19 protein-coding genes are annotated in these 23,338 nt (G+C 40.4%); 1 reads left to right on the forward strand and 18 read right to left on the reverse strand.

Features of this window, described 5'->3' with window-relative positions; all coding sequences use genetic code 11:
* A partial coding sequence (locus Q0R37_RS07440) for an alpha/beta hydrolase-fold protein (protein WP_294752952.1) occupies positions 1–2,275 on the reverse strand: 2,275 nt, incomplete at its 3' end.
* A gap of 389 nt (positions 2,276–2,664) precedes the next feature.
* Here Q0R37_RS07440 and Q0R37_RS07445 point away from each other — a divergent pair.
* Positions 2,665–4,236, forward strand: a complete 1,572-nt coding sequence (locus Q0R37_RS07445; protein ID WP_294752955.1) for a glycosyltransferase family 39 protein — start codon at positions 2,665–2,667, stop codon at positions 4,234–4,236.
* Positions 4,237–4,279: 43 nt separating this feature from the next.
* On the opposite strand, the gene Q0R37_RS07450 is transcribed toward Q0R37_RS07445, so the two are convergent.
* The 17 genes from Q0R37_RS07450 to Q0R37_RS07530 form a co-directional block, all read right to left on the reverse strand.
* A complete protein-coding gene (locus Q0R37_RS07450; protein ID WP_294752957.1) occupies positions 4,280–4,957 on the reverse strand; it encodes a CpsB/CapC family capsule biosynthesis tyrosine phosphatase in 678 nt (225 codons plus the stop codon).
* A gap of 443 nt (positions 4,958–5,400) precedes the next feature.
* Entirely contained in the window at positions 5,401–6,522 is a 1,122-nt protein-coding gene (locus tag Q0R37_RS07455) for a nucleotidyltransferase family protein (protein WP_294752959.1), read from the reverse strand.
* A 109-nt stretch (positions 6,523–6,631) separates the two neighbouring features.
* Positions 6,632–7,165 carry a hypothetical protein gene (locus Q0R37_RS07460; RefSeq protein ID WP_294752961.1) on the reverse strand — a complete coding sequence of 178 codons (534 nt, stop codon included), beginning with the start codon at positions 7,163–7,165 and terminating at the stop codon, positions 6,632–6,634.
* Position 7,166: 1 nt separating this feature from the next.
* The gene (galE, locus tag Q0R37_RS07465; RefSeq protein ID WP_294752963.1) at positions 7,167–8,204 is read right to left on the reverse strand and encodes a UDP-glucose 4-epimerase GalE; all 1,038 of its coding nucleotides are present in this window, start codon (positions 8,202–8,204) and stop codon (positions 7,167–7,169) included.
* A 35-nt stretch (positions 8,205–8,239) separates the two neighbouring features.
* Positions 8,240–9,811 carry a BCCT family transporter gene (locus Q0R37_RS07470; protein ID WP_294752965.1) on the reverse strand — a complete coding sequence of 524 codons (1,572 nt, stop codon included), beginning with the start codon at positions 9,809–9,811 and terminating at the stop codon, positions 8,240–8,242.
* Complete coding sequence (locus tag Q0R37_RS07475) at positions 9,795–10,523, reverse strand: NTP transferase domain-containing protein (protein ID WP_294752966.1); 729 nt, start codon at positions 10,521–10,523, stop codon at positions 9,795–9,797. The genes Q0R37_RS07470 and Q0R37_RS07475 overlap by 17 nt, the downstream gene beginning before the upstream one ends.
* Before the next feature lie 15 nt (positions 10,524–10,538).
* Positions 10,539–12,104: a phosphotransferase gene (locus Q0R37_RS07480; RefSeq protein ID WP_294752968.1), complete on the reverse strand. Its 1,566-nt coding sequence runs from the start codon at positions 12,102–12,104 to the stop codon at positions 10,539–10,541.
* A gap of 131 nt (positions 12,105–12,235) precedes the next feature.
* Entirely contained in the window at positions 12,236–13,141 is a 906-nt protein-coding gene (locus Q0R37_RS07485; RefSeq protein WP_294752970.1) for a LicD family protein, read from the reverse strand.
* An 86-nt stretch (positions 13,142–13,227) separates the two neighbouring features.
* Positions 13,228–13,836 carry a dTDP-4-dehydrorhamnose 3,5-epimerase gene (gene rfbC / locus Q0R37_RS07490; protein ID WP_294752972.1) on the reverse strand — a complete coding sequence of 203 codons (609 nt, stop codon included), beginning with the start codon at positions 13,834–13,836 and terminating at the stop codon, positions 13,228–13,230.
* A 1-nt stretch (position 13,837) separates the two neighbouring features.
* The gene (rfbD, locus tag Q0R37_RS07495; protein ID WP_294752974.1) at positions 13,838–14,725 is read right to left on the reverse strand and encodes a dTDP-4-dehydrorhamnose reductase; all 888 of its coding nucleotides are present in this window, start codon (positions 14,723–14,725) and stop codon (positions 13,838–13,840) included.
* Positions 14,725–16,185 (reverse strand): flippase, encoded by a 1,461-nt coding sequence (locus Q0R37_RS07500; RefSeq protein ID WP_294752975.1) that lies wholly within the window; start codon positions 16,183–16,185, stop codon positions 14,725–14,727. Before Q0R37_RS07500 ends, rfbD begins: the two co-directional genes overlap by 1 nt.
* 12 nt (positions 16,186–16,197) lie before the next feature.
* Positions 16,198–17,226: a dTDP-glucose 4,6-dehydratase gene (gene rfbB / locus Q0R37_RS07505; RefSeq protein ID WP_294752977.1), complete on the reverse strand. Its 1,029-nt coding sequence runs from the start codon at positions 17,224–17,226 to the stop codon at positions 16,198–16,200.
* Positions 17,227–17,236: 10 nt separating this feature from the next.
* Positions 17,237–18,124, reverse strand: coding sequence for a glucose-1-phosphate thymidylyltransferase RfbA (rfbA, locus tag Q0R37_RS07510; protein ID WP_294752979.1), 888 nt, complete (start codon positions 18,122–18,124; stop codon positions 17,237–17,239).
* Between the two features lie 107 nt (positions 18,125–18,231).
* The gene (locus Q0R37_RS07515) at positions 18,232–19,311 is read right to left on the reverse strand and encodes an NAD/NADP-dependent octopine/nopaline dehydrogenase family protein (RefSeq protein ID WP_294752981.1); all 1,080 of its coding nucleotides are present in this window, start codon (positions 19,309–19,311) and stop codon (positions 18,232–18,234) included.
* On the reverse strand, positions 19,308–21,122 hold the full coding sequence (locus Q0R37_RS07520) for an aminotransferase class I/II-fold pyridoxal phosphate-dependent enzyme (protein ID WP_294752983.1): 1,815 nt from the start codon (positions 21,120–21,122) through the stop codon (positions 19,308–19,310). Before Q0R37_RS07520 ends, Q0R37_RS07515 begins: the two co-directional genes overlap by 4 nt.
* Before the next feature lie 169 nt (positions 21,123–21,291).
* Positions 21,292–22,149, reverse strand: a complete 858-nt coding sequence (locus tag Q0R37_RS07525) for a LicD family protein (protein WP_294752985.1) — start codon at positions 22,147–22,149, stop codon at positions 21,292–21,294.
* A gap of 23 nt (positions 22,150–22,172) precedes the next feature.
* Complete coding sequence (locus tag Q0R37_RS07530; protein WP_294752987.1) at positions 22,173–23,189, reverse strand: hypothetical protein; 1,017 nt, start codon at positions 23,187–23,189, stop codon at positions 22,173–22,175.
* Positions 23,190–23,338: the final 149 nt, after the last annotated feature.

The raw sequence follows: 23,338 nt of genomic DNA on the forward strand, positions 1-23,338 counted from the left end.
CTACGTAACCGAACTTGCTGCCGTACTTCATGCCTATCTGGAGCGACTCGCGCCCACCCATCGAGAAGCCTGTTACGGCTGTGTTCTCTCTGCCTGTAGCTACGCTGTACTTGCTCTCGATATGAGGCATAAGGCTGTCTACGATATCGTCAACGAAGTTGTCATAGCCCTCGTTTGAGCCCTGATCCGCAAAGCCCGTAGCATCGTTCATCGTCGCACTTGTGAATACGAAAGGCACAACTACGATCATATCCTTTGCCTCGCCCGAAGCTATGGCATTTCCTATGATCTGCTTTGTATACATCTGACCGTTGCCCTGTGTTATCATACGGTTCTCGTTCTCAAAGAAGCCGTGGAGCAGATAAAGCACGGGATACTTCTTGCTTGAGTCATAGTTTGCGGGAAGCAGTATATTGTACGGCTTGTTCTTGTTTGCCTTCTTGGAGAAGTAAGTCTCCTTCTTGATAGTGCCGTACTGAACTCCGCCCTTCTCCATATGGGAATCATTGGGTTCATTATTTACCAGAGCGTTCTGCACCATCTTTGTGAGCTCCTCCGCAGTGTACTTCTGCTGACCGCCTGAGCTTTCAGCCTTTTTGGTGGTCGTTGTGGTGTTGTTTGTATTGATTTTTGTTGTAGTTACGGAAGATGACTGGGTTACAGCTCCCTCAGTTGCCTGGAATATGCCTCTTACGAAGCTGTAAAGGTGTGAATGGATAGAGTCGTCACCGTGGTGTCCGTTGTTGACAACGTGCCATACGTGAGGCACATTGTTCTTTGTGAAGTTGTTATGATAGCCCTCGGGAGTGTTAAGTCCTACTACGTCATCCTGAGTACCGCCTGTTATCATAAGGAGGTATGGCTGTTCGTCGGCATTGCTCCACTTCCATGAGCCCGAAGTGCCCGGTGCAGGACAGATAGCTCCTACGTAACCGAACTTGCTGCCGTACTTCATGCCTATCTGGAGCGACTCGCGCCCGCCCATCGAGAAGCCTGTTACGGCTGTGTTCTCTCTGCCTGTGGCTACGCTGTACTTGCTCTCGATATGAGGCATAAGGCTGTCTACGATATCATCAACAAAGTTGTCATAGCCCTCGTTTGAGCCCTGATCCGCAAAGCCCGTAGCGTCGTTCATCGTTGCACTTGTGAATACGAAAGGCACAACTACGATCATATCCTTTGCCTCGCCCGAAGCTATGGCATTTCCTATGATCTGCTTTGTATACATCTGACCGTTGCCCTGTGTTATCATACGGTTCTCGTTCTCAAAGAAGCCGTGGAGCAGATAAAGCACGGGATACTTCTTGCTTGAGTCATAGTTTGCGGGAAGCAGTATATTGTACGGCTTGTTCTTGTTTGCCTTCTTGGAGAAGTAAGTCTCCTTCTTGATAGTGCCGTACTTAACTCCGTTCTTTTCCATGTGTGAATCATTGGGTTCGTTGTTTACCAGTGAATCCTGAACCAGCTTGGTGAGCTCCTCTGTGGTATACTTGACCTGACCCGGAACGATCTCAGGCTCTACAACAGGGAATTCACTTATTTTTCCCATAACGAACTGAGTTATGAGCAGAACGTCGTTGAGCTCGAAAACTCCGTTGCTGTCTGCGTCGGCAGCTTTAAGTGTCTTTTTGTTATCAATACTGCCTATAATGCCTTTTCTTGCGAGCACGATATCAAAACAGTCTATCTTTCCGTCATAATTGATATCGCCCTTATGCATTGCCACAGGCGCTGAGGGTTCGTCTATCTCTGTACCGCTCGGTGCGCCCACCACCTCATCCACGTAGAAATTGCAGGTGGTATCCTCTGTCTCGATGTAGAGCTGAATATCAGAAGCTCCGCTTGGAATGGTAAAGCTCTTGTTCTCGAGGTGAGCCCACTTCCCTTTTTCTGCGTTCACCTCAGCTATCTTGGGATATTTTGTACTGCTTCCGTCGCTGTACTGGAGCGTAAGATAGAATGTTGCCGATTCCTCCTCGCTCATTACGTAAGCACTGAAAGAGTAATCCTGACCCGCCTTGAAGTCAGAGCCCAATCCCACAGTAGCTCCGTTCCAGGCACTTGCTCTGCCGCTTGCAAGAAGCGAGCATTCTCCCGAGCGTGATGTGCCGCTGACTACCTTTACAGAAGCAGAGCCTCTGCCGCTCCATTGTTCGGCACTCTCCTCAAAAGTGCTGTGAAGCAGGTAGTCGCTTTCGGCAGCAGTTACAGGCAAAGAACCTAAAGCAGAAAATGCTGTTACTGCTGCCAAAAGAGTTGAAAAACTTTTTTTCATTCTCTTTCCTCCTTTAAAATAATATAAAAACACAATCTCATGCCTTATTATTACCATATTTTTTTCAATATGTCAACCCACAATGTGAAGATTGTGCATATAACTTCACTGATATACATATATGAGTATTCACATAGTCCACCACAAACATGATCCTGACATTTTTGTTTATTATTTATCTCAAATTGACAAAATATATGTTATGTGCTATAATTAGTGAGCTCTCAGTGACCGCCATAAGGCGGTTGGTTATTGTCCCGAGCCTTGTTCGGGGAACGCAAATTCCTTAAAATCAAAAAATTTTGCGGCTCATTAATTGATGATAAGGTGTCCCAGTACACTTTTAAGGCTTGCGGCTATCAGGATCAAGCATATCGGAGGTAAGAAAAATGCCTGAAACAAAAAGCTTTTATAAAAGCGAAAAGTTTTATTTTATTCTTTTTGTACTGCTGTCCGCAGTAGGGATACTCATAGATATCCCTTACTGCCATGACGGTGTAATAAAATACGACAGCACCTATCAGTATTTCCTTACCCTGCACCCGTGGAATGAGATATGGAGGCTTCTTCCCGAGGACTACAGTCCACCGCTCTACGCACTGCTGCTCAAGCTTGTATGCGTCATATTCGGACACACCCTCAAAGTAATGAGATTCACCAACAGCATAGTTATCGTGGGACTTGTTTTTCTTTCAATGTTCCCGATACGCAAGGCCTTCGGTGCAAAAACAGGCATAGTTGCCGCAGCAGGATTTATATGCACCTCCGTAAATTCATTCCTGTTCAACGAGATACGTCCTACATATCTGGCATATTTCTTTCTTACGGCGAACGCCGTATACGCATATCTTGCCTTTTTTGAAGGAAAACGCAGCTATTATGTCCTGCACGGACTGTTTACACTGCTTTGTATGTATACCCACAATATAGCGATGTTGGGCGCACTTGCGATCTACATACTCGTTCTTCTGTTCTCGGTGATAAAAAAAGACAAGAAAAGGTTTTTAAGCTTTTTCATAAGCGGATGCATATGTGCTGTTTTATACTTGCCATGGCTCACAGTCGTTCTGAAGCAGTTCGGAAACGTGACCGACCATTACTGGAAGGAAGACTTCTTCCCGATCTACAAAATAAGAGAGTACTGCATCACGTCCATTCTTTACTTTAACTCGCCGAAGCTCCTTTCAGCTGTCATAGAAAACTCATTTTCACTGTTATTCAAGCTGCTCATACTGTTTTTCATACTGAAGAACATCAATATAAAGGGAATAAAAAAGCTTTCCGATATAAAGAGCTCGCCGCTTTTCAGCGATGAGAAAAGAGCTTCATATTTTAAAGGTCTTTTCGTGCTTTTCCTCTTCCTTTTCCCTCTTTTATTATTTGAAATAACTTTAAGGACCGTTTATCCTTTTGTAGCGATAAGATACTATCTGCTCTTTACGGGTCCTGCAATCATCTTCCTGTCCATAGTATTTACAAAGATCGAAAAAAGGATAGTCCCGATACTGTGTATTGCAGCTCTGATAGCAAACACAGCCGTTATCAGAATTGATGCAAGAGCTTCAATACAGACGGCGGGATTTCCCGAGCTTGTTGACAGAATAGAAGAAGAGAACCCCGACGGAAATATTTGCTTCCTTCATTCTCATGAGTTCTCCCTTGGTATCATGTCCTATTTCTTTCCGAATGCCACGCATTATGTATACGACGGAACATGGACTGTTCTGAACGATCTGAGCGTTTTCCCGAATGAACCCGTAAATATAGGAGAGCTCGATAATATAAAGAAGTATACAGATCATTTCTACACCTTCTCGCCTTTATACGTTGAGGATGAAGCAACTGACCTTGCCGAATATTTTGCAGATTCTCCTGATTATGTATGCGGCAAACGAAAAAGATATGAATATCCTCTCACTATCATAATTGAGGAAGTTGAAGTCAAAAAAGACGCTGAATAGTCTCAGGCAGCAAAAAAGCTCCATGCCGCGCATGGAGCTTTTTTTATATTATGAAACGGTCAAGCATATCATCAGAGCTTTCAAGGAGCTCAGGCTTTACCTTTCTCTTTATAATGTCCCAGTTAGGCATACTGTCGGAAATGTTATGTGCATCACTTCCGAAAACTACCCTGCTGCACTCGTCAACGATACGCTTTGCGAGCTTCTTCTCGTTCCAGTTGCCGAACGCATCATTATTTACCTGCATTATCGCATTTGAAGAAAGGATATTATCTATCTCGTCCTCACTGCAAAACTCAATGCAGCGATGAACATGAGCAAGCATAATGTTCAGCTTGTACTCGATAGACAGATTATATACCTCCTCTGCCATCCATGGCTCATAATTACGATAAGGGAATGCCATAAGTATGAGATTTGTTCCCTCTATCGCAAGCTTTTCGATATCCTTGACTTCCGATATGCCGCTTTCTACAGCAACTTCCGCACCGAGCAGCATATTTTTTATAGGCGACTTATCCTTTATGATCTCAAACGAAGCCTGTCTCCTTTTCAGAAAAGCTTCAACAGACTCCTCCTGATGACAATAAAAGTGAGGAGTAAAAATAACTCTTTTTACACCCTGCTCTTTCATCATCTCAAGCATAGCAAGTGAAGTACCGAGACTGTTAGAGCCGTCATCGAGTCCCGGAAGAACATGACAATGGTATTCTGTTAGCATTATTTTCCGCCTTTTTTCTTTTTATTTTTCAGGTATATTCTCATGCTGTCTGCGTCACGGGCATACTGAAAAAACTTGTCACATCACCTATCTTGCAACAGTTTACATATGCTTATAAACGATACAGCTCAAAGAATACTTACGAACCGTATTATCGCTCCTGTTCAAGTGCTATACAGGATGCATTTGTATTATTACAAGTAAAATATACGTTTCGTAATAAATAATTCTCATTTACTATTATAATACATTTATTATGCAGATGTCAAGCTATTATAATTAGTAAAAATTGTTTTTTTCACATATTAACAAATTATAGACAAGAAATCACATGAATATTCATTCATATGTAAATAAAAAATTCGTGCAGTTTGTCCTCACTGCACGAATGTTCTGAATATCTGCCGAGCCTATCCTGAATTTAATCACCGGAAGTTGATGCCTTAAAACCTTTGATCACTTTTTCCAAGATATTTAAGTTCCTCTGCTACTACTTTCCTGTTCACAGTTGCTCCCTTGAAAAATCTATAAATATATGCCGCCGGGATAAGCAGTTTACTTTTAGCTGCCCACGGTACAGAAGCTTTGAGCATCCTCATAGGAGGAAACAGGCGGTACATAAGATATCTCAGATCAGAACCTTTTCTGTTATATCTAACCCTGTTCTTTACACTGTTTTCATGTGTTCCGTAGGTACCTGACATGACATAATAATCAAGCTGTTTCTTCTCTTCAAGTGAAAGCTGCTTCATCGAGAATACATTTATTGCAAGCTTACGGTTATTGAGTTCAAAATCCGCAATTCCAAGCTTTTCAAGCTCAGCAGCGATATACTTCCAGTCAAGTGATCTGCCGAATTTGCGAAGGAATATATAAGAATCGACCAGGGAACGAACTCCTGTTCCGCCGGCGATAAAATGCTTATATTCATGAGCGAGCATGAAAAGGTAAAAATCCTCATTGCTGAAATGATAACCATATCCATTATTTTCATCCTTCAGCAGCCTGCTTTTGATCTCCAGATAATGATCGGCTATATCTCCTACCTGATAGTACATAAACAGCTCACTATGCATTTCAAAATTATATATCGGCTCCTTGACATATTCATCAACAGCTTCGTAAGCGGCTTTCAGTTCAAATCCATGGTCTTTCATGACACATCTCACGTCATCGCGTCTGTTTTTGTCAAAAAGAATGTCGTTATCCGACATCTGCCTCATACCGAGATTTGGATACCAGTCTTTAAGGATACTTCCTTTAAGAGGAATATACCATATCTTTTCTTCTTCCAAACGGTTGAAAATACTCATCCTCTCCGCATCAAGAAGAATATTTTTCCTTATTGCTTTTTCCTTAGCCTGTGTAAAATCGTGGTCATTTATACCTGCTGATTCAAGAGCATATGCAACACAGGCTGTAAGAATATGTTTCTGACACACCTCATACAATTTGGGTATATCAAGCGCTTCGATGCGCTTCTGCTTAGGTATTTTTCCGTTTATGGCACAGGCCGTCAGATAGATCATATCCGCCGCATTTTTTCTGAATTCATGCTTTTCCATTTCAGCCCCCTGTTTTACAATTACGATATTTTTTCTTAGCTTTAGTATATCATATCATTACTCAAAATGCAAGTATAAAAGCCCGTGCACAATACGGGCTTTTGAACGATTATAACCTTTTGATGACCTTAGCCGGACATCCGGCTACAACAGTATTGCTTTCCACGCTGCAGTTAACAAAGGAATTAGCTCCTACACAGCAGTTGCTTTCCAATGTTATGTCTCCGCATACCACACTGTTGGTACAGATCTTTACGTTATCCTTGATAACAGGGATATCTTCGTCATTTCTTGAAGCTCCTGTAGTAACGCCCTGATATATTGTAAAGTTTTCGCCGACTTCCCTGCAGTTGATGTATACACAGTCTCCGTGAACGATCTTCAGTCCGCCGCCTATCTTTATATTGGTATTTGCGTGTATCCCGTATTTGTACTCATAGTGCCTGAAGATGATATATACAGGAAATCCGAGCAGTATCTTGCTGATAAAGTTCTTCTTGACTGCCTGCATGGTCCTGAACCAGAAAACATAGCGGAATGTATTTCCTCTTGGGAAAAGATATTCTTTAAGGAATCCCTTAAGGTTCGGATCGCACAAACGTGAAAGATCTTTTCTCAGGAGCGTTATATAGCTATCATTCATCTTAAGCCAGCGTCTCCTTTTTGCCATTATATCCGTCAGGATTATTCTTCTGCCAGTTCCAGGAATCACGGCACATATCTTCAAGAGTTTTCTCTGCCTTCCAGCCAAGGATCTTAAGCGCTTTGTCTGCATTTGCATAAAGCTCTGCAAGATCGCCTTCGCGCCTTGGTCCGTATACATGATTTACATTGATACCGTTTACCTTTTCAAAGGTATCAACTATTTCGGTCACACTGTAAGGTGTACCTGTTCCGAGATTGAATATCTCAACACAGTTGTTGGCAAGAATATAGTCAATAGCCTTTACGTGTCCCTTTGCAAGGTCAACAACATGGATATAATCACGTCTGCAGGTTCCATCGGGAGTAGGATAATCATTGCCGAAAATGGTAAGGCACTCGCGCCTTCCGACTGCGACCTGTGATACATATGGCATCAGATTATTTGGTATTCCAAGCGGATCTTCACCGATCATTCCTGATTCATGCGCTCCTATGGGATTGAAGTAACGCAGAAGTATTACGGAAAGATCTTTATCAGCCTTTGCCGCATCCTCCAGTATCTGCTCCATCATTGACTTGGTCCAGCCATATGGATTACTGCAGGCTCCGCGAGCCATTGTTTCTGTAAACGGCACCTTGTTCTCTTCACCGTAAACCGTAGCACTTGATGAAAAAAGAATATTATTAACGCCGAACTCTTTCATTGTTTCCAGCAATGCAAGTGTAGTGTCGATGTTGTTGCGGTAATACATTATCGGCTTCTGCACTGATTCGCCTACTGCCTTAAGTCCGGCAAAGTGTATAACAGCGTCGATACTGTTTTCTCTGAAAACCTCTGCAAGCTTTGAGTTGTCCTTGATATCAAGCTCATAAAGCTTTACCATCCTGCCTGTTATCTTTTCAACTCTTTTTATAGCCTCAGGCGAACTGTTTGAAAAATTGTCTGCAACTACTACATCGTAGCCTGCATTTAAAAGTTCAACAGCAGTATGCGAGCCGATATAGCCGGCTCCGCCTGCCAAAAAAACTGTTGCCATACCATACCTCTTTTACTTTAATAATATTGGTTATCTCAATTCTTTTTCTTTGATTTCTTAACAGGATATTTCTTTTCCTTTTCAGTTCCTTCAAGCTCCTGTCTGTACTTTTTTGCATCTTTAATAAAACTCCAGATCATAATTATCATTATTATTCCTATCGGGAATGCAGAAATAATACTTACTGACTGGATATTGTTCATTGAGCTCTCTGAAAATACAAGTGCTATCGGAAGAACAATAAGGAGAATACACCATAAAAGCTCAATAAGCTTATGCGGATGTTCATCTTCTCCGAGTTTCTTGTAGCTGTAACAAGCAGCAGTATATGCGATAGAATCAAATGATGTCGAATAGAACGCGATCATCGTCAGGACAACTAAAACCAAAATGAATTTAGCACAGGGCATCGTATCAATGATATTCAATATAAGTTCATACAGATCTCCGCTCTCATTATACTGACTGATGAAATCAGCCTTTTCAGCAGCCTGCAGGCCAAGAGAATAATTGCCAAGGATTATAAAGCTTACTATAGTTGAACCCACGCCAAAAATGTATCCTCCGAGGATAGTCTGCTTTATAGTTCTTCCTCTTGAAATATTGCCTATAAAGAACGGTGCTGCAATACACCATACCATCCAGTATGCCCAGTAATAAATAGTCCAGTCCTGAGGGAAATTATTTTCTCTTACAGGATCGCAGTATGTTGAAAGCTCTATAAAGTTCTGGAACATCTTTCCTAATGACTGGAAACCGTTTTCGATAATGAATCTTCCCTGTCCGCCGATCAGAAGTATCAGGATCAGCATTCCGAAGAACATATATATACATATTTTTGCAAGAATGCTTATTCCCTTAAAGCCGTGCAGTACAGCATATGTATAAACAGCACAGGTAATAAGCAGTATTATTATAGTTAACACAGTTCTGCTCATTGATATTCCAAACAGCTTAACTATTATACTTGCCATAAGAGGGGTAGCTACGCTGAATGTTGTAGCTGTTCCCGCAAGCAGCGCAAAAAGCGCAAAAAGATCAATGATCCTTCCCAGAAGACCATCAGCGTGCTTTCCTATAACAGGCCGGCAGGCTTCTGAATATCTTTGACGATTTCTTTTCCTTACATGCAGCATAAATCCAAAAGCAACCGCAAGAACAAGGTAGAACGCCCATGGAATAAAACTCCAATGGAATAACGGGAACACACCCGCCCATTGAGTTATAGGTCCAAGCTCGGCAACGTGCGGATTTGTCGCATACATCACCCATTCAGCAAATGAATAAAACAGGATGTCAGCTGCAAGTCCGCAGGTAAACATCATGCTGCCCCATGCAAAGAAGGAATACTTGGGCTTTTCGTTTGGTTCACCCAGAACAATATCGCCATACTTTGAAAAGGATAAAAATAAAGATATTATAAGAACACCCAAACCAATGGCCAAATAATACAGTCCTAATGTATCGCCAAAGAAATAACGCACATCACTGATTATATCATTGGATCTGTCGGGGAATATAAAAAGCAGTCCTGCTAACGCCATGATAATGATAAACGGCGCTAAAGTTATCAGCCAGTCGATCTTGCCTTTAGTCGTTGATTTCATTTTTTTTAACTCCTTTGTAACTATTATCGATATCTATTAACTCCTCTATGCTGTCAATTTCAATAATATCATCCTTTTGCATTGGCATTATACCGAGCTCATACTCGTCCGGATACTCAAACAAAGCAATATCATCCCAGTAGAGCTGCCTTTTTTCCTCATTAGCAAAAGCCTCTTCAAGATGCCTTTTCAGTTTTTCTCCATCAGCCTTGCTCCAGCGTGAAATACTGTAAAGCTGCCACCCATGTTTTCCCCCGCATCGGCTGCAGCTCTTGACAATACCATTCTCAACATTCATGAGCCATTCATCTGTTTTTTCATCGGTCCAGACGGCATTATAGCCTGATCTTTCAAATTCAGGCCTAAGTATATCGTCATTATATATGATCTGATCGCCGTCAAGAATAATCGCATTACCTATGTGATCTCTTGCCGCATAAAGTGATGATATATTATTGCAGACATCATAATAAGGATTCTCAATCAGTTTAAGCCCTTTATATTCTTCTTCAAGTGTCTTAAACTGTTCTTTAAGATATCCAACTACCACAAAGATCTCCTTGATCCCGTTATGATGAAGCCCTTGTATCACGGTATCTATCATTCTGACGCCATTTACTTTCACCAAAGGTTTGGGAGTCGTCAGTGTGATAGGTCTCATTCTGTTACCAATGCCTGCCGCCATGATTATCGCGCATTCAACATAATTCATTCTCTGTTTCTCCATTCAGGATATTCTCGCTGATGCGATCTTGAAATACTCCTTTGCGTATCGGTATTGACAAAGTGAATATTCGCCGAACTCTACACCAAGATCAAGCTTATATTCGCACCAGTTGCTCCATAAAAGCCCGCAGGCAGCAATATAGCAGTAAATTTTTGTTCTTACTGCTTCACTGCAATTATTTTCAAAATAAATATCTATCAGCTGCTCGACCTGTTCTCTGTCATACATAGCATATATACAAAACATTGCAATATCCACATGAGGATCCTGCATTGCCGCATATTCCCAATCTATAAGCCGTATTTCCTCACCTGCAAAAAGGAAATTATCAGGCACTGCATCTATGTGAGTAAGACATTCATCTTTAGCCTGAGCATCAATATACTCTTTAAGAAGCATTACATCATTTTTGGTCTTTTCATAATCCTTGTATATTGACTTTTCATGCTTCCATAGTTTTTCATAAAAATTGATCTTTTCAAATATATCAAACCTGTGATCAACTGTAAGCTTCATATCATGAAACTCTTTCAGTTTCTTCATACACCGTACAAGGTCGTCACTGACCAGGGGATCGCAAACACGCGCGCCCTCGATATACTTCGTTATCTTATATCCATTGGTCGGATCTATATATGAAACCTCATCACAGATCCCTGTTTTGTTTATAAGGTTATATACCTCTGCCTCTTCACGGCGATTGATCAGCATATCCGTACCTTCTCCCGGGATACGCATGATATATTTGTGTCCTTTACAATTAAAAAGAAATGACCTGTTTGTCATTCCTTTCTTTAAAACAGTAATATCGGTAATTTCATCCTGTTCAGCATTAAGCGAACGACAAATAGCAGTTATTGCATCAGATTTAAGCTGATCCGAATGCTCATCAAGTTCCCTTAGCTGCTCATATGTATTTATTTCAACAAAATTTGCCGAATGAACTACCTTCGCACTGATCCTGATCTTTCCGTTTTCAATAAGTGCCTGTTCCCAAAAGCAGTCATCATACGCATGATCACTGCAAAGATTATTGATCTCCTGCACAAGCCACTTTGAATCATCCTCATTGATATATGCGATTCCTACCATGCCGTTTCCGGCAGAATCCTTGCCTATTACATTTAGATTGTTTTTTCTGTTAAGTCTGAATATACTTTCCTCATCAACAAGATCGTTTACCATATACCATGATTCTGTTTCATTATTGATGAAAGGGTTTTTTCCACACCATACATCACATGGGATTATATAACTGTTGCCGATATATTCTTTCGCAAGTTTTAAGCTGTGAAGATTATTTTTCTCCATATAATCCTTATTTACGATAAGCTTTACATTATATTTATCAATAAGGTATTCATATTCTTCTTTCATGAAGCCAACAACTATCTTAATATTTTTAATACCTGCTTCATGCAGCTGGCAAATAAGACGTTCTACAAGAGGTTCTCCGTTTACCTTCAGCATTCCTTTTGTATACAACGTATTTATCGGGACCATTCTCATACCAAAACCAGCTGCAAGTATTACTGCTTTTTTTTCGTCACACATTATTTCGCCCACTTTTCTTGATCCGGCTATAGCTCAGATTTAATATTAATGCTAAGTATAAATTATAAAATAATGCCAAATTTTTGCTTTAAGATCTATGCTGAATCGAACTGACCATTATTATTGGATAATGATTTTTTATATCAGTTGTTTTCTTCTTTTCCGAATGATATTTTTCTTACATAGTGATGTTCTTGTTTTTCTACAGGAGGTATCTCCATATAATTACCGTATAATTTCGTTAAGTATGCATCATAATCATTCGGGATAAATACGGTAGTATTCTCAAACGGAACTTTTCTGAACGGATACATAAGTTTTCTTTTCATTGTTGTGCCAAAATAATGGTATGTTCCGCACGGATCAGCTACCAAGCTCGATTTTTTATGATACTGACAGCACTTGTCCACAGTATTGAACCAGCTGTAGCTGCTTCTGAATGAAAAGATCCTTCCTATAAGAGCTCGCCTTTTATACATCTTCCGTCCTTCTTCTGTCGCAGACATATAGTCCTTGATCACGGCTCTGTGCTCATAAGTATCAACAACACTTGCAATGTACATTAATGCATTGCAGAATAATCCCTTGACCTTGTATACTATCTTGTTTTCCGGCATATTTTCAAGAATGAACAGATCCATTTTTATACAAGCTCTGTCATCATCTTCCATGGCCATTTCCACAAATTTTGTGCCCTTTATCAGTATCTTAGGGAAACGATTGGTAGGCTTTGCAGAATAATTTGGTGCATTCAGGACATATTTATCTCCAAGTTCTTTCGGAAATATTTTTTTGAAAGCTTCAAAATCCTTGCGGCTCATCAACAGATCAACATCATCATCCCAAGGAATAAATCCTTTATGTCTTATTGCACCGATAGCATTTCCTCCTGCCATAGCAATAGCAAGATTATGCTTTAAGCAAACAGCCTCGATCTCTTTATATGCATTCAGCATGGTCGATTGTAATCTATGAAGTTCATCATCGGACAAAAGATGACATTCCTTGCTGACAGGAAGTTCGTTCAATACTTTTTTATAGCCCTTCATACTGTTCTCCTTTTAATAAAAAATGCTCAATAAAAAGCAAGAATGAAGGAATTCATTCTTGTTTTTACAAAAAAGTCAACGCATGATCAAAAAGTAAATGTATTCTCAAGGGTATCCCACTTCTTGTCCTTATCACTCAGATTAAGAAGTGTTCCATCTTCAAGAGCGTATCCGTCGCTGTCAGCGCTGCCCTTATATTCACCGACAAGTTCGGGCCATTTTATACCGATCGCAGGATCATTCCATGCAAGACCGCCCTCATCGTTGGCGTGATAAAAATCATCACACTTGTAGCAGAACTCAGCAAAATCCGAAAGTACAAGGAAACCGTGAGCAAAGCCTTTCGGAATAAGGAACTGCTTCTTGTTTTCCTCCGTAAGCTCAACGCCATACCACTTTCCATATGTCTTGCTTTCGCTTCTCAGATCGACCGCAACGTCAAAGACACGTCCTTTTATTACTCTTACAAGTTTAGTCTGAGGGAACTGCTTCTGAAAGTGAAGTCCGCGCAGAACTCCCTTTGTCGAACCGGACTGATTGTCCTGAACAAACACGATATCAATACCTGCCTCTTCCATATCGCGCTGACTGTATGTTTCCATAAAGTATCCGCGGTTATCTCCGTGAACTGCGGGAGTTATAACATAAAGTCCTTCAATCCCGCCAACATTTTTCTCAACTTTTATCTGTCCCATTTTAACGGATCTCCTTTAAATATCTTGAAAGTGCATCCTGCCATGTCGGAAGCGGCTTAAAGCCGTTCTTGACAAGCTTGGATTTATCAAGTCTGCTGTTGAAAGGCCTTACTGCCTTTGAAAGTCCATACTCTGCAGTAGTCACAGGTATAACTTTTGTGGACATACCTGCCTGCCTGTAGATCTCGACCGTAAAATCATACCAGCTGATATATCCGCCTTCATTGGTAGCGTGATAGTAACCGTAATTTTCAGTTTCAGCCATATCAACAAGTAATCTTGAAAGATCCAATGTATAAGTCGGAGTACCTATCTGATCCGAAACAACGCGAACTTCATCATGTGTCTTTCCGACATTTATCATAGTCTTTATGAAATTCTTGCCGTTTACTCCGAATACCCACGCGATACGCACGATAAAATACTTGTCAAGCGTATTTGACACTGCAAGCTCACCGTCAAGCTTCGATTGTCCGTAAACATTCTGCGGAGCATAATCCTTGCAGTCCGGCTGCCACGGTTCAGTTCCCTGACCGTTGAATACATAGTCAGTAGAAATGTATATCATCTTGCAGCCGAGCTTTTTGCAGACATTGGCAATATTCTGTGTACCGTCAACATTTATTGCCTTGACCTTCGGCTTGTTCTCTTCATCTTCAGCAGCATCAACTGCAGTCCATGCAGCACAATGTACTACAACATCAGGCTTTGCCTCGGATACAGCTTTTTCAACCGCTGATGCATCTGTTATATCAAGCTGTACGTATGGATATTTTGTATCAATATCTGAAAGGATATCGCTCCCGATACCCTCATATCCGCGCTTTGCAAGCTCGTCCATAACATCGTGTCCGAGCTGTCCGCCGACTCCTGTTACAAATGCTCTCATTACTTCACCCTCTTTAATACTCTGATTTTGCTGATAAACATCTTAAAATAGGTCATAACGATCTCTTCCCCGAGCAGCAGCATAGTCACAAAATATGATGAAGCTCCGGCAATGATCTGAATACCCAGTTTTAACCAGCTATCACTGATATAACTGCATAGGAACAAAACGCCTGCCATAACAGAAGAAGATATTCCTATCTTTATTAATGTTTCTTTAACAGATATAAGCTTGAAATATTTTTTTCCGAGATTTACATAAATAATCATTACAGTGAATTCACTTATCAGTGAAGCGATCGTTGCTCCATATTCACCAAGTATCGGTATCATAATGATATTTCCTACAAGATTGATCGCCGCACCTATTCCAACACTGATTATCATTTTGTTTTCATTTCCTGTTACAAGCATTACTCTTGAACCAAGCAAATATCCAACAGGCGATATTATCAGCAGTATCGAAAACAGCTTAAGAATATGTGCTGAAACAATATAAACATCACCATACAAATGAGTTAAAAGGAAATTCGCCGTATACATTATTCCTACGATCATTGGCATAGCAAACAAGAATATCAGTTTGAAGCCCTTTGAAAGCAGACGGTTAAATTCATCTATTTTCTTTTCCTTGTAATAGAATGAGATACGCGGTATCAGTACCATCGTGAATGTATTGACCACCTGAAGCAGCATAAGTTCTATGCTGTGACCGTACTTATAAAAGGCTATGCTGTCTTTTGAACACCAGAAATTCATCATAGTGATGTCCATTAATGAGTATATCTCAATTGCAAGATTAACGGCAACCAGATACATAATTGATCTCAAGTGGCGTTTCAGGTCAAGTCCCTTTAAGGAAAACTTTACATATTTACGCACACATATCATATTTACGACATAGTTTCCTGCCGTTCCGCAGGTAGTCACAAATGCATAAACCAGAACATCTTCCTTAGACCTTACAAAAATAACAAGTAGGCAAAATGAAATAACTTTGAAAATAAAATTACGAATGGATATGAACTGAAAATCTTCCATTCCCTCAAACAGCCATGAAACATTGAAATAATTAAGGACTATCAATATTCCTGTTATTAAATGCAGAACTATTTCTTTTCTATAAACAGGTACCAGACAAATTATCAGTATATATACAGTCAAAAAGAATGTTGTAGAGAGTGCATTTATAACATAAAGCTCTGAGAAGACCTTACTTCGCTCTTTTTCCGAATTGTTGCATTTTGCGATCTCACGAAGGCCGTATGTCGGAATGCCCAAAAATGATAAAATTACAAAGTAATTTGTCAGATTGAAAGCAGCTGCAACAGTACCTATTTTTTCAGGTATAAGTATATGAGTAACATATATACCCGTGATAAGCGGAAAGGCAAGATTCATTACCTGATAGATCAAATAGAAAAATCCGCCCTTTGAAAGTGATTTGCTTTTCTGACTCATGTAAACACCCGTTTATATCTCTGCACGATTGCCGTACATTTTCTCGTAGTAGTTCTGATACTCGCCGCTGATGATAGTCTCCCACCACTCGCGGTTCTCAAGGTACCATTTGATAGTTTTCTTTATGCCGTCTGCAAACTTTGTCTCGGGCAGCCAGCCAAGCTCGTTGTGTATCTTTGTGGGGTCGATAGCATAGCGCATATCGTGTCCCTTTCTGTCCTCAACGTGAGTGATAAGACTCTCGGGCTTGCCGAGCTCCTTGCAGATGAGCTTAACGATGTCGATATTCTTCATCTCGTTGTGTCCGCCTACGTTGTAGACCTCGCCTACTCTGCCCTTGTGGATTATGAGATCAATGGCGCGGCAGTGATCCTCAACATACAGCCAGTCTCTTACATTCAGTCCCTCGCCGTATACCGGGAGCGGCTTGTCTGCAAGTGCATTTGCTATCATAAGAGGTATCAGCTTCTCGGGGAAGTGATAAGGTCCGTAGTTATTGGAGCATCTTGAAATTGTCACAGGAAGTCCGTATGTCCTGTGGTAAGCCATTACAAGAAGGTCTGCTCCTGCCTTTGATGAGCTGTAAGGACTGCTTGTGTGGATAGGTGTTGTCTCTGTGAAGAAGAGGTCGGGACGATCAAGCGGAAGATCTCCGTATACCTCGTCAGTACTTACCTGATGATATCTCTGTATACCGTACTTGCGGCAAGCGTCCATAAGGACCTGTGTGCCGAGGATATTTGTCTGAAGGAATATCTCGGGATTTTCGATTGAACGGTCAACATGGCTCTCAGCCGCAAAGTTTACAACGATATCGGGCTTTTCCTCCTCAAAGAGCTTGTAGATCGCTTCCCTGTCGCAGATATCTATCTTTACGAAGCGGAAATTCGGATTCTTCATTACAGGCTCAAGTGTGGAAAGGTTGCCTGCATATGTGAGCTTGTCCAGACATACGATACGGTAGTCGGGATATGTATCCAGCATATGGAATACGAAATTCGAGCCGATGAAGCCGGCTCCGCCTGTAACAAATATTGTCATAGTTTTCTCCTTAATACTTTATTTTTCCCTCTGCGACCTTGCGAAGATGTGCACCATAAGGTGATTTGCCGTATTTTTCAGCCGACTTCATAAGTCCCGCATTATCTATCCAGCCATTGATGAAGGCTATCTCTTCGGGCGCAGATATTTCTATTCCCTGACGGTTCTGAACCATCTGTACAAAGTTCGTAGCCTCAGCCAGACTGTCCATTGTACCTGTATCAAGCCATGCAAATCCGCGTCCGAGAAGCTGAACATCAAGCAGATCATCATGAAGGTACATTTCATTGAGAGTTGTTATCTCAAGCTCACCGCGGGCTGAAGGCTTTACCTGATTAGCTCTTGCACTAACGCCTGAGGGATAGAAATAAAGACCTGTTACTGCATAATTGCTCTTAGGATTTGCCGGTTTCTCCTCAATAGAAAGAGCGTGTCCGTCCTTATCAAAATCAACTACGCCGAAACGCTCGGGATCGGGAACATAGTAGCCGAAAACGGTCGCACGTTTGTTTTCCTCTGCATTCTTTTTTGCAGCACGAAGGATACTTCCAAAGCCATTGCCATAAAAGATATTATCTCCAAGAACCATTGCACAAGCATCGTCGCCTATAAACTCCTCACCTAAAATGAATGCCTGGGCAAGTCCGTCAGGACTTGGCTGAACCTTATAGCTCAGATTTATGCCATACTGTGAACCATCTCCGAGAAGTCTCTCAAAATTAGGAAGATCAGTCGGAGTTGAAATAATAAGAATATCCTTGATACCTGCCAGCATAAGAGTTGACAGAGGATAATACACCATTGGCTTGTCATATACCGGAAGCAGCTGCTTCGATGTTACCATTGTCAACGGATAAAGCCTTGTGCCGGAACCGCCGGCGAGAATTATTCCTTTCATAATAAACCTTCTTTCATCATTATTTCATTCCTTTTGGATTTATCATTATATTCTCCAAATTTAAATACTCAGTTTTATCTGATGCAGCATGCATATAATACAGATAACTATATCAGGTATAATGCTCTCATATCATCAATATTGTTTATATTATAATCCGATAATCTGAATTCGTTCTTTTCAACAGCAATATTCCTATACCATTCCATCATATTGTCAATGTTGGGAGTATCTATACCGGCAATTGCGGCTATCTGCTGTATAATTGTCAGACCATAGGAAAAATCTGCTGTAAAATACCTTGAATGGAGATCAGGAATGAATCCTTCGTCAACTTTGACGCAGGGAGTTGTCAGTCCTTTAAATGCATTTATACTTGATATTTTCTTTGTCATGGCCTGTGCTGTAGGACTTTCATAATATTCCCGCAAAGCCACGACATGACTGAGCTGAAACTCAGGCAATGCTCTACATATGCGCTGTTCCTCGTCATCGCAGGAAAGCAGCAATTCAGATGAAGGATCATCCCATTCCTCATAGAATAACGGCAGTGACGGATAAATCACACCATTATGATAATCCTTGAAAATCGTGCACAATCTCGTAGTATGCAATATCGGATTTGACGGAGTAAGTGTTATATTCAGATAATTCGGTATAGCCTTGCATGGAATATCAAATATTTCCTGCATCAGCAAACAGCACTTATCAGCAGCTGATGATGGAATTGAAGCAATATGCAGTTCGCTTTTATAGCCTTTGGACTGTACAGTTTTTCCTTTAATTACTAATCTCGCAATTGCAGGGACACGTTCAAATCCAAAAAAGACATTGCCTCTTTCGATGCATTTTCTGAACGCGCATTCACTGCCGCCACTGCCCGGAACAACGCCTATCATTGCATTTTTTCCGGCATTAGCATATATTTCCTCAGCAATTTTTTCCATCATCATTGCAGGATACGTAACTATGATCATATCCGCATCTTTGAAAGCAACAGCAGGCTCATTGGTGACTTGCTTTATAATCCCCTCATGAATAGAATTTCCGTTTTCATCAACAATGTTCAACCGGTTGTCATAAACACCTGGATCAGAAGTAAAAACAGTTACTTCATGTTCTTTTTCTGCACAATGTACTGCAAAAATCGTTCCTATATTTCCCCCGCCAACTATTGTTATTTTCATTTTTCTCCGAGCTCAGCCTTCAGCGCTTCAATAAGTTTATCGTTATCTTCAGTATTTCTTACTGCCAGACGGAGGTAATTTCTGCCATTCGTCTTAGTAGTAAGTTCCTTGATCAAAAGCTCGTACTTTATAAGCAGTGTTTTAAGGAGCTCCTTGGGAGAGATCTTGTCATCAAGCTCGACCATAACATAATTTGCCTGTGAATGGATAACACGAACTCCCTTTACAGTTGCAAGGAGCTTTTCAAATCTTGCACGCTCTGCTCTGATCTGAACGAGAGCAGCAGCATAGTCCTTCTTATACTTCTCCTCGATCTGCATATAGAATTCACCGAATGAGTTGATGTTCCAGATAGCAACATCTTTCTTCATATCAGCTATTATATCAGTATTTCCCGAAGCAAGTACGCCAAGTCTGAGACCGGGCACACCATAGGACTTTGATATCGACTTCATTACGAAAAGATGCGGATTTGCAGAAAGGATCTCCTGTACAATAAGTGTATTGTCCGGTTCATCTGCAAAATCAACGAATGACTCGTCAATAACAAGAGAAATACCCTTATTTCCTGCCCACTCGATGAGTTTAAGAAGATCAGCCTTAGGTATATAGTTACCACTTGGATTATCAGGATTAACAACTATAAGATTCTGAATATCCTTATCTCCAAAGAAAGACATCAGATCTTCTGCCGTATATGAATAATCCGCATTATCAGGAGTGAAATCCACAGAGTTTTCTCTGCTGTATCTGTTAGGATACTCATCGAATGTCGGTCTGATAAAGCCGACCTTGCCTTTTAAGAAGCCCATAAGTGACTTTATAAGCTCGGCTGCACCGTTTCCGACAATAATGTTTTCCTGATGTACACTGAAATTCTTAGCAGCAAGCAGAGAATTTACACGCATACCCGAAGGATACTCGGTAAGCAGTGTATCAAAGCTTGCTCTTAGCTCATCCTTCATCTTCTCAGGCGGAAAATAAGGATTTACAAGATAGCAGAAATCGAGGAGCTTCGGATATCTCCAGTAACCGCCGAAGCGTCCCTGCAGAAGCTTTACTCTTTCATCATCATCGGGAGTAAAGATCGACTCTGCAATATCAAGGTCCTGTATATCGTCTATCTCGTACCACTTCTGACCATTAAGGCGCTTTGCCTTGATAACAGGAGTATCAAGCATTGTAATAACACGAAGTACCTGCTCATAATACTCGTTTTCACCGAGTGCTGACTGATAAGCAACAAGGAAAGGAACGTAATACGCCTCTGAAAACTGCTTGCTGAACTTATAAATATTCACAGTCTTATAGTACTCTTTGTTCTCATTGAACTTGAATTTCTTTCCGGGAACAAAAGCTTCAATGCTGTCATCGGAACTAAGCTTTACACAGGTTCCGTCCATCCATGACTCATACTTGTCAACGAGGGCAAGTGTATCTCTCGGATCAGACACAAGAGCATCAAGAACTCTGTCCTCAAAAATAAGATCAGACTCAAAAAGGAGAGTATCCTCCTTGCAGAGCCACTCCTTTGCAAGTGAAAGTGAATAAATATTGTTCGTTTTATCATAGATCGGGTTATTTACATACTCGATCGGAGTTTTGATGCCAAGAGTAGCAATATAATCTATAAGCTTCTGTCCCTCGTATCCAACGACGATAACGATGCGTGAAACATTCTGCTTTTCGATCTGATGAAGCATACGCTCGATCAATGTTACACCGTTCACCTTGACCATACACTTTGTGTTATTCTGAGTAAGCTCCTTAAGACGCTTTCCCATTCCTGCTGCCAAAATAATAGCTTGCATAATACCTTCTCCTTATTTTTTATAAATCTATCAATATTATTCGTAAAAGACAATATCTTAATACTTAAAAAGCTGTGTTTTATCTGCGTCTCAAATGCTGTCCGTCAAATAATCACATTTAAAATACAGCTGTCTCATCAGCTCTTTATTTCATTGGAATTATCCTCTTTTAGCCCATATATTCGCTTTTATTTCTTTCAAAGATCTTATAATCATGTGTCATAACTCTTTTTTCTTCCGGTGGAGGGATCATATAATCACCGTAAGTTATTCTCAGAACCTCATCATACTTTTCGGGAGCCCAGAATTTATGATTTTCAAAATCGACCAATACACGATTTTTGAACCATTCCCTTTCATAGGATACAGTTCCCGAATCCCAGCAAATCACGCCGATATATTTGTTTTTGTCGTTTGTCTGCTTTTTTATATTCTCATAGATCATTGAATCGATTTTCTGAGGAAAATCTTTTCCGTATCTTATATGAAGCAGCTTATGACATACTGCCCTGAGCGGAGTCTTCAGCTTACTGCTCGAACTGGTCTTATTAATATAAACCGAATATTTCGCATTTAACTGTCTTGCCTGCTTTTTAAGTCTGGCTGCTTCTTCACGAGTATCTCCGTAATTATCAAGCGGATAGATATCTATAAATACTCCCAGATCAAACGGCAAAATAGTTGTTTTTGTAGTTACATATTTAAAACGCTGATCGCATAATCTCGGAATTCCGAAATAATAATTTTCGGTATTTGCTCTTGAACACAGCTTATATATCTTGCTGTCTGCGTATTCCTTCTTAAAAAGAGAAACAAACTTTATAAAATCTTCTCTTGGCATCTGCACATCAAAATCGTCATCCCAAGGGATAAATCCTTTATGTCTGATCGCACCGATCAGAGTTCCGTATGCAAGGTAATACCGTAACTGATGCTTTTCACAAAAATCATGGAACATACACATCAGATCACATATTTTTTCATGTATTTCCTCAAGGTCCAGTTCTCTGCCTTCATTTTTTCCCATTTTACTGCTATTTCCCTTTCTCTTTAGCTTCTGATCATTTTCATGATATTATTCCTTTTTTCATCATCTTGATTAATAAATGCAATACAGAACATATATAACAGAACTGTTACACCTGTTGACGTATAAAGCAGCGGATTAACATAACAGCCGGCCAGATACGCAATATAAGCAAGTGCTTTTACATTCACGATCTTCTTTTTCAGCATACTGAACGCCGGATACAGATATCCTGCCATCATGACGATAAAACAACCCAGTCCGACTCGGCGAAGCAGATTCCAATACGACAATTCAACGTCGGATTCATATTTCTGTCTTCCGAAATTATAAAACTCACTGGTATATCCCTGACCTGTCAGAAACGACAGCGGTTTTTCTTGCCATGACATAAATATAGACGGCAGTGTTGTCTTACGTATCTTATCACCCGAACCTTTAGTATCCGCATATTTTGAATATACTGAAAACAGATCAAACTTGATAATGAAATAGAGCGCAGCAATAATAGTCAGTACAATAATTAAAATACGATTGAATCTTCTTTCTTCTTTCAGTACAAAACAAACAGCAAAAACGCCCAGTCCGAGGATAGCATTTCCTCTTGTACCTGACAGTATCAGAGCTGCAAGAAGAAGAAGTGCGAAAGGTATATTTTTTCTGTCTATCTGATATGCCACACCTACGATCATCATAGGGGTAGTTTTTATGAATATATAATAACCTGAAAAATACTGCCCGCCTTTACCTATTTCAGCGTTATCAGTTAAATGCATCCATCTTAATACAGGATTTTGAAAAACGCTCATAAAGCCCACAAAATCCATAATAACAGACACGCAGATAAATGACGCAAGCATCAGCAGACAAACATTGAATATCATTCCGTAATTGATCTTATACTTTTTAATGACATAATACAGCAGTATTATCATTCCGGTATATCCTGACAGCAGATTACCTGTAAGGTTACCTGTCAGAGCATATGACTTGACGATCGTGTATATAGGCATTATGATTCCAAAAACAACTATCATCATGGACTCGCGTCCTCTGAACAAATAATTAACTATGCCCAGGATATTAAGCATGATCAACATTACAAATGACAGTTTTTTCAGCATAAAATTATCATAGGGAACAAAAATCGTATTAAATGTATAGATCCACAGCAGTACCTCATTCAACA

The sequence above is a fragment of the uncultured Ruminococcus sp. genome (assembly GCF_946415235.1).
Taxonomy (GTDB): Bacteria; Bacillota; Clostridia; order Oscillospirales; family Ruminococcaceae; genus Ruminococcus.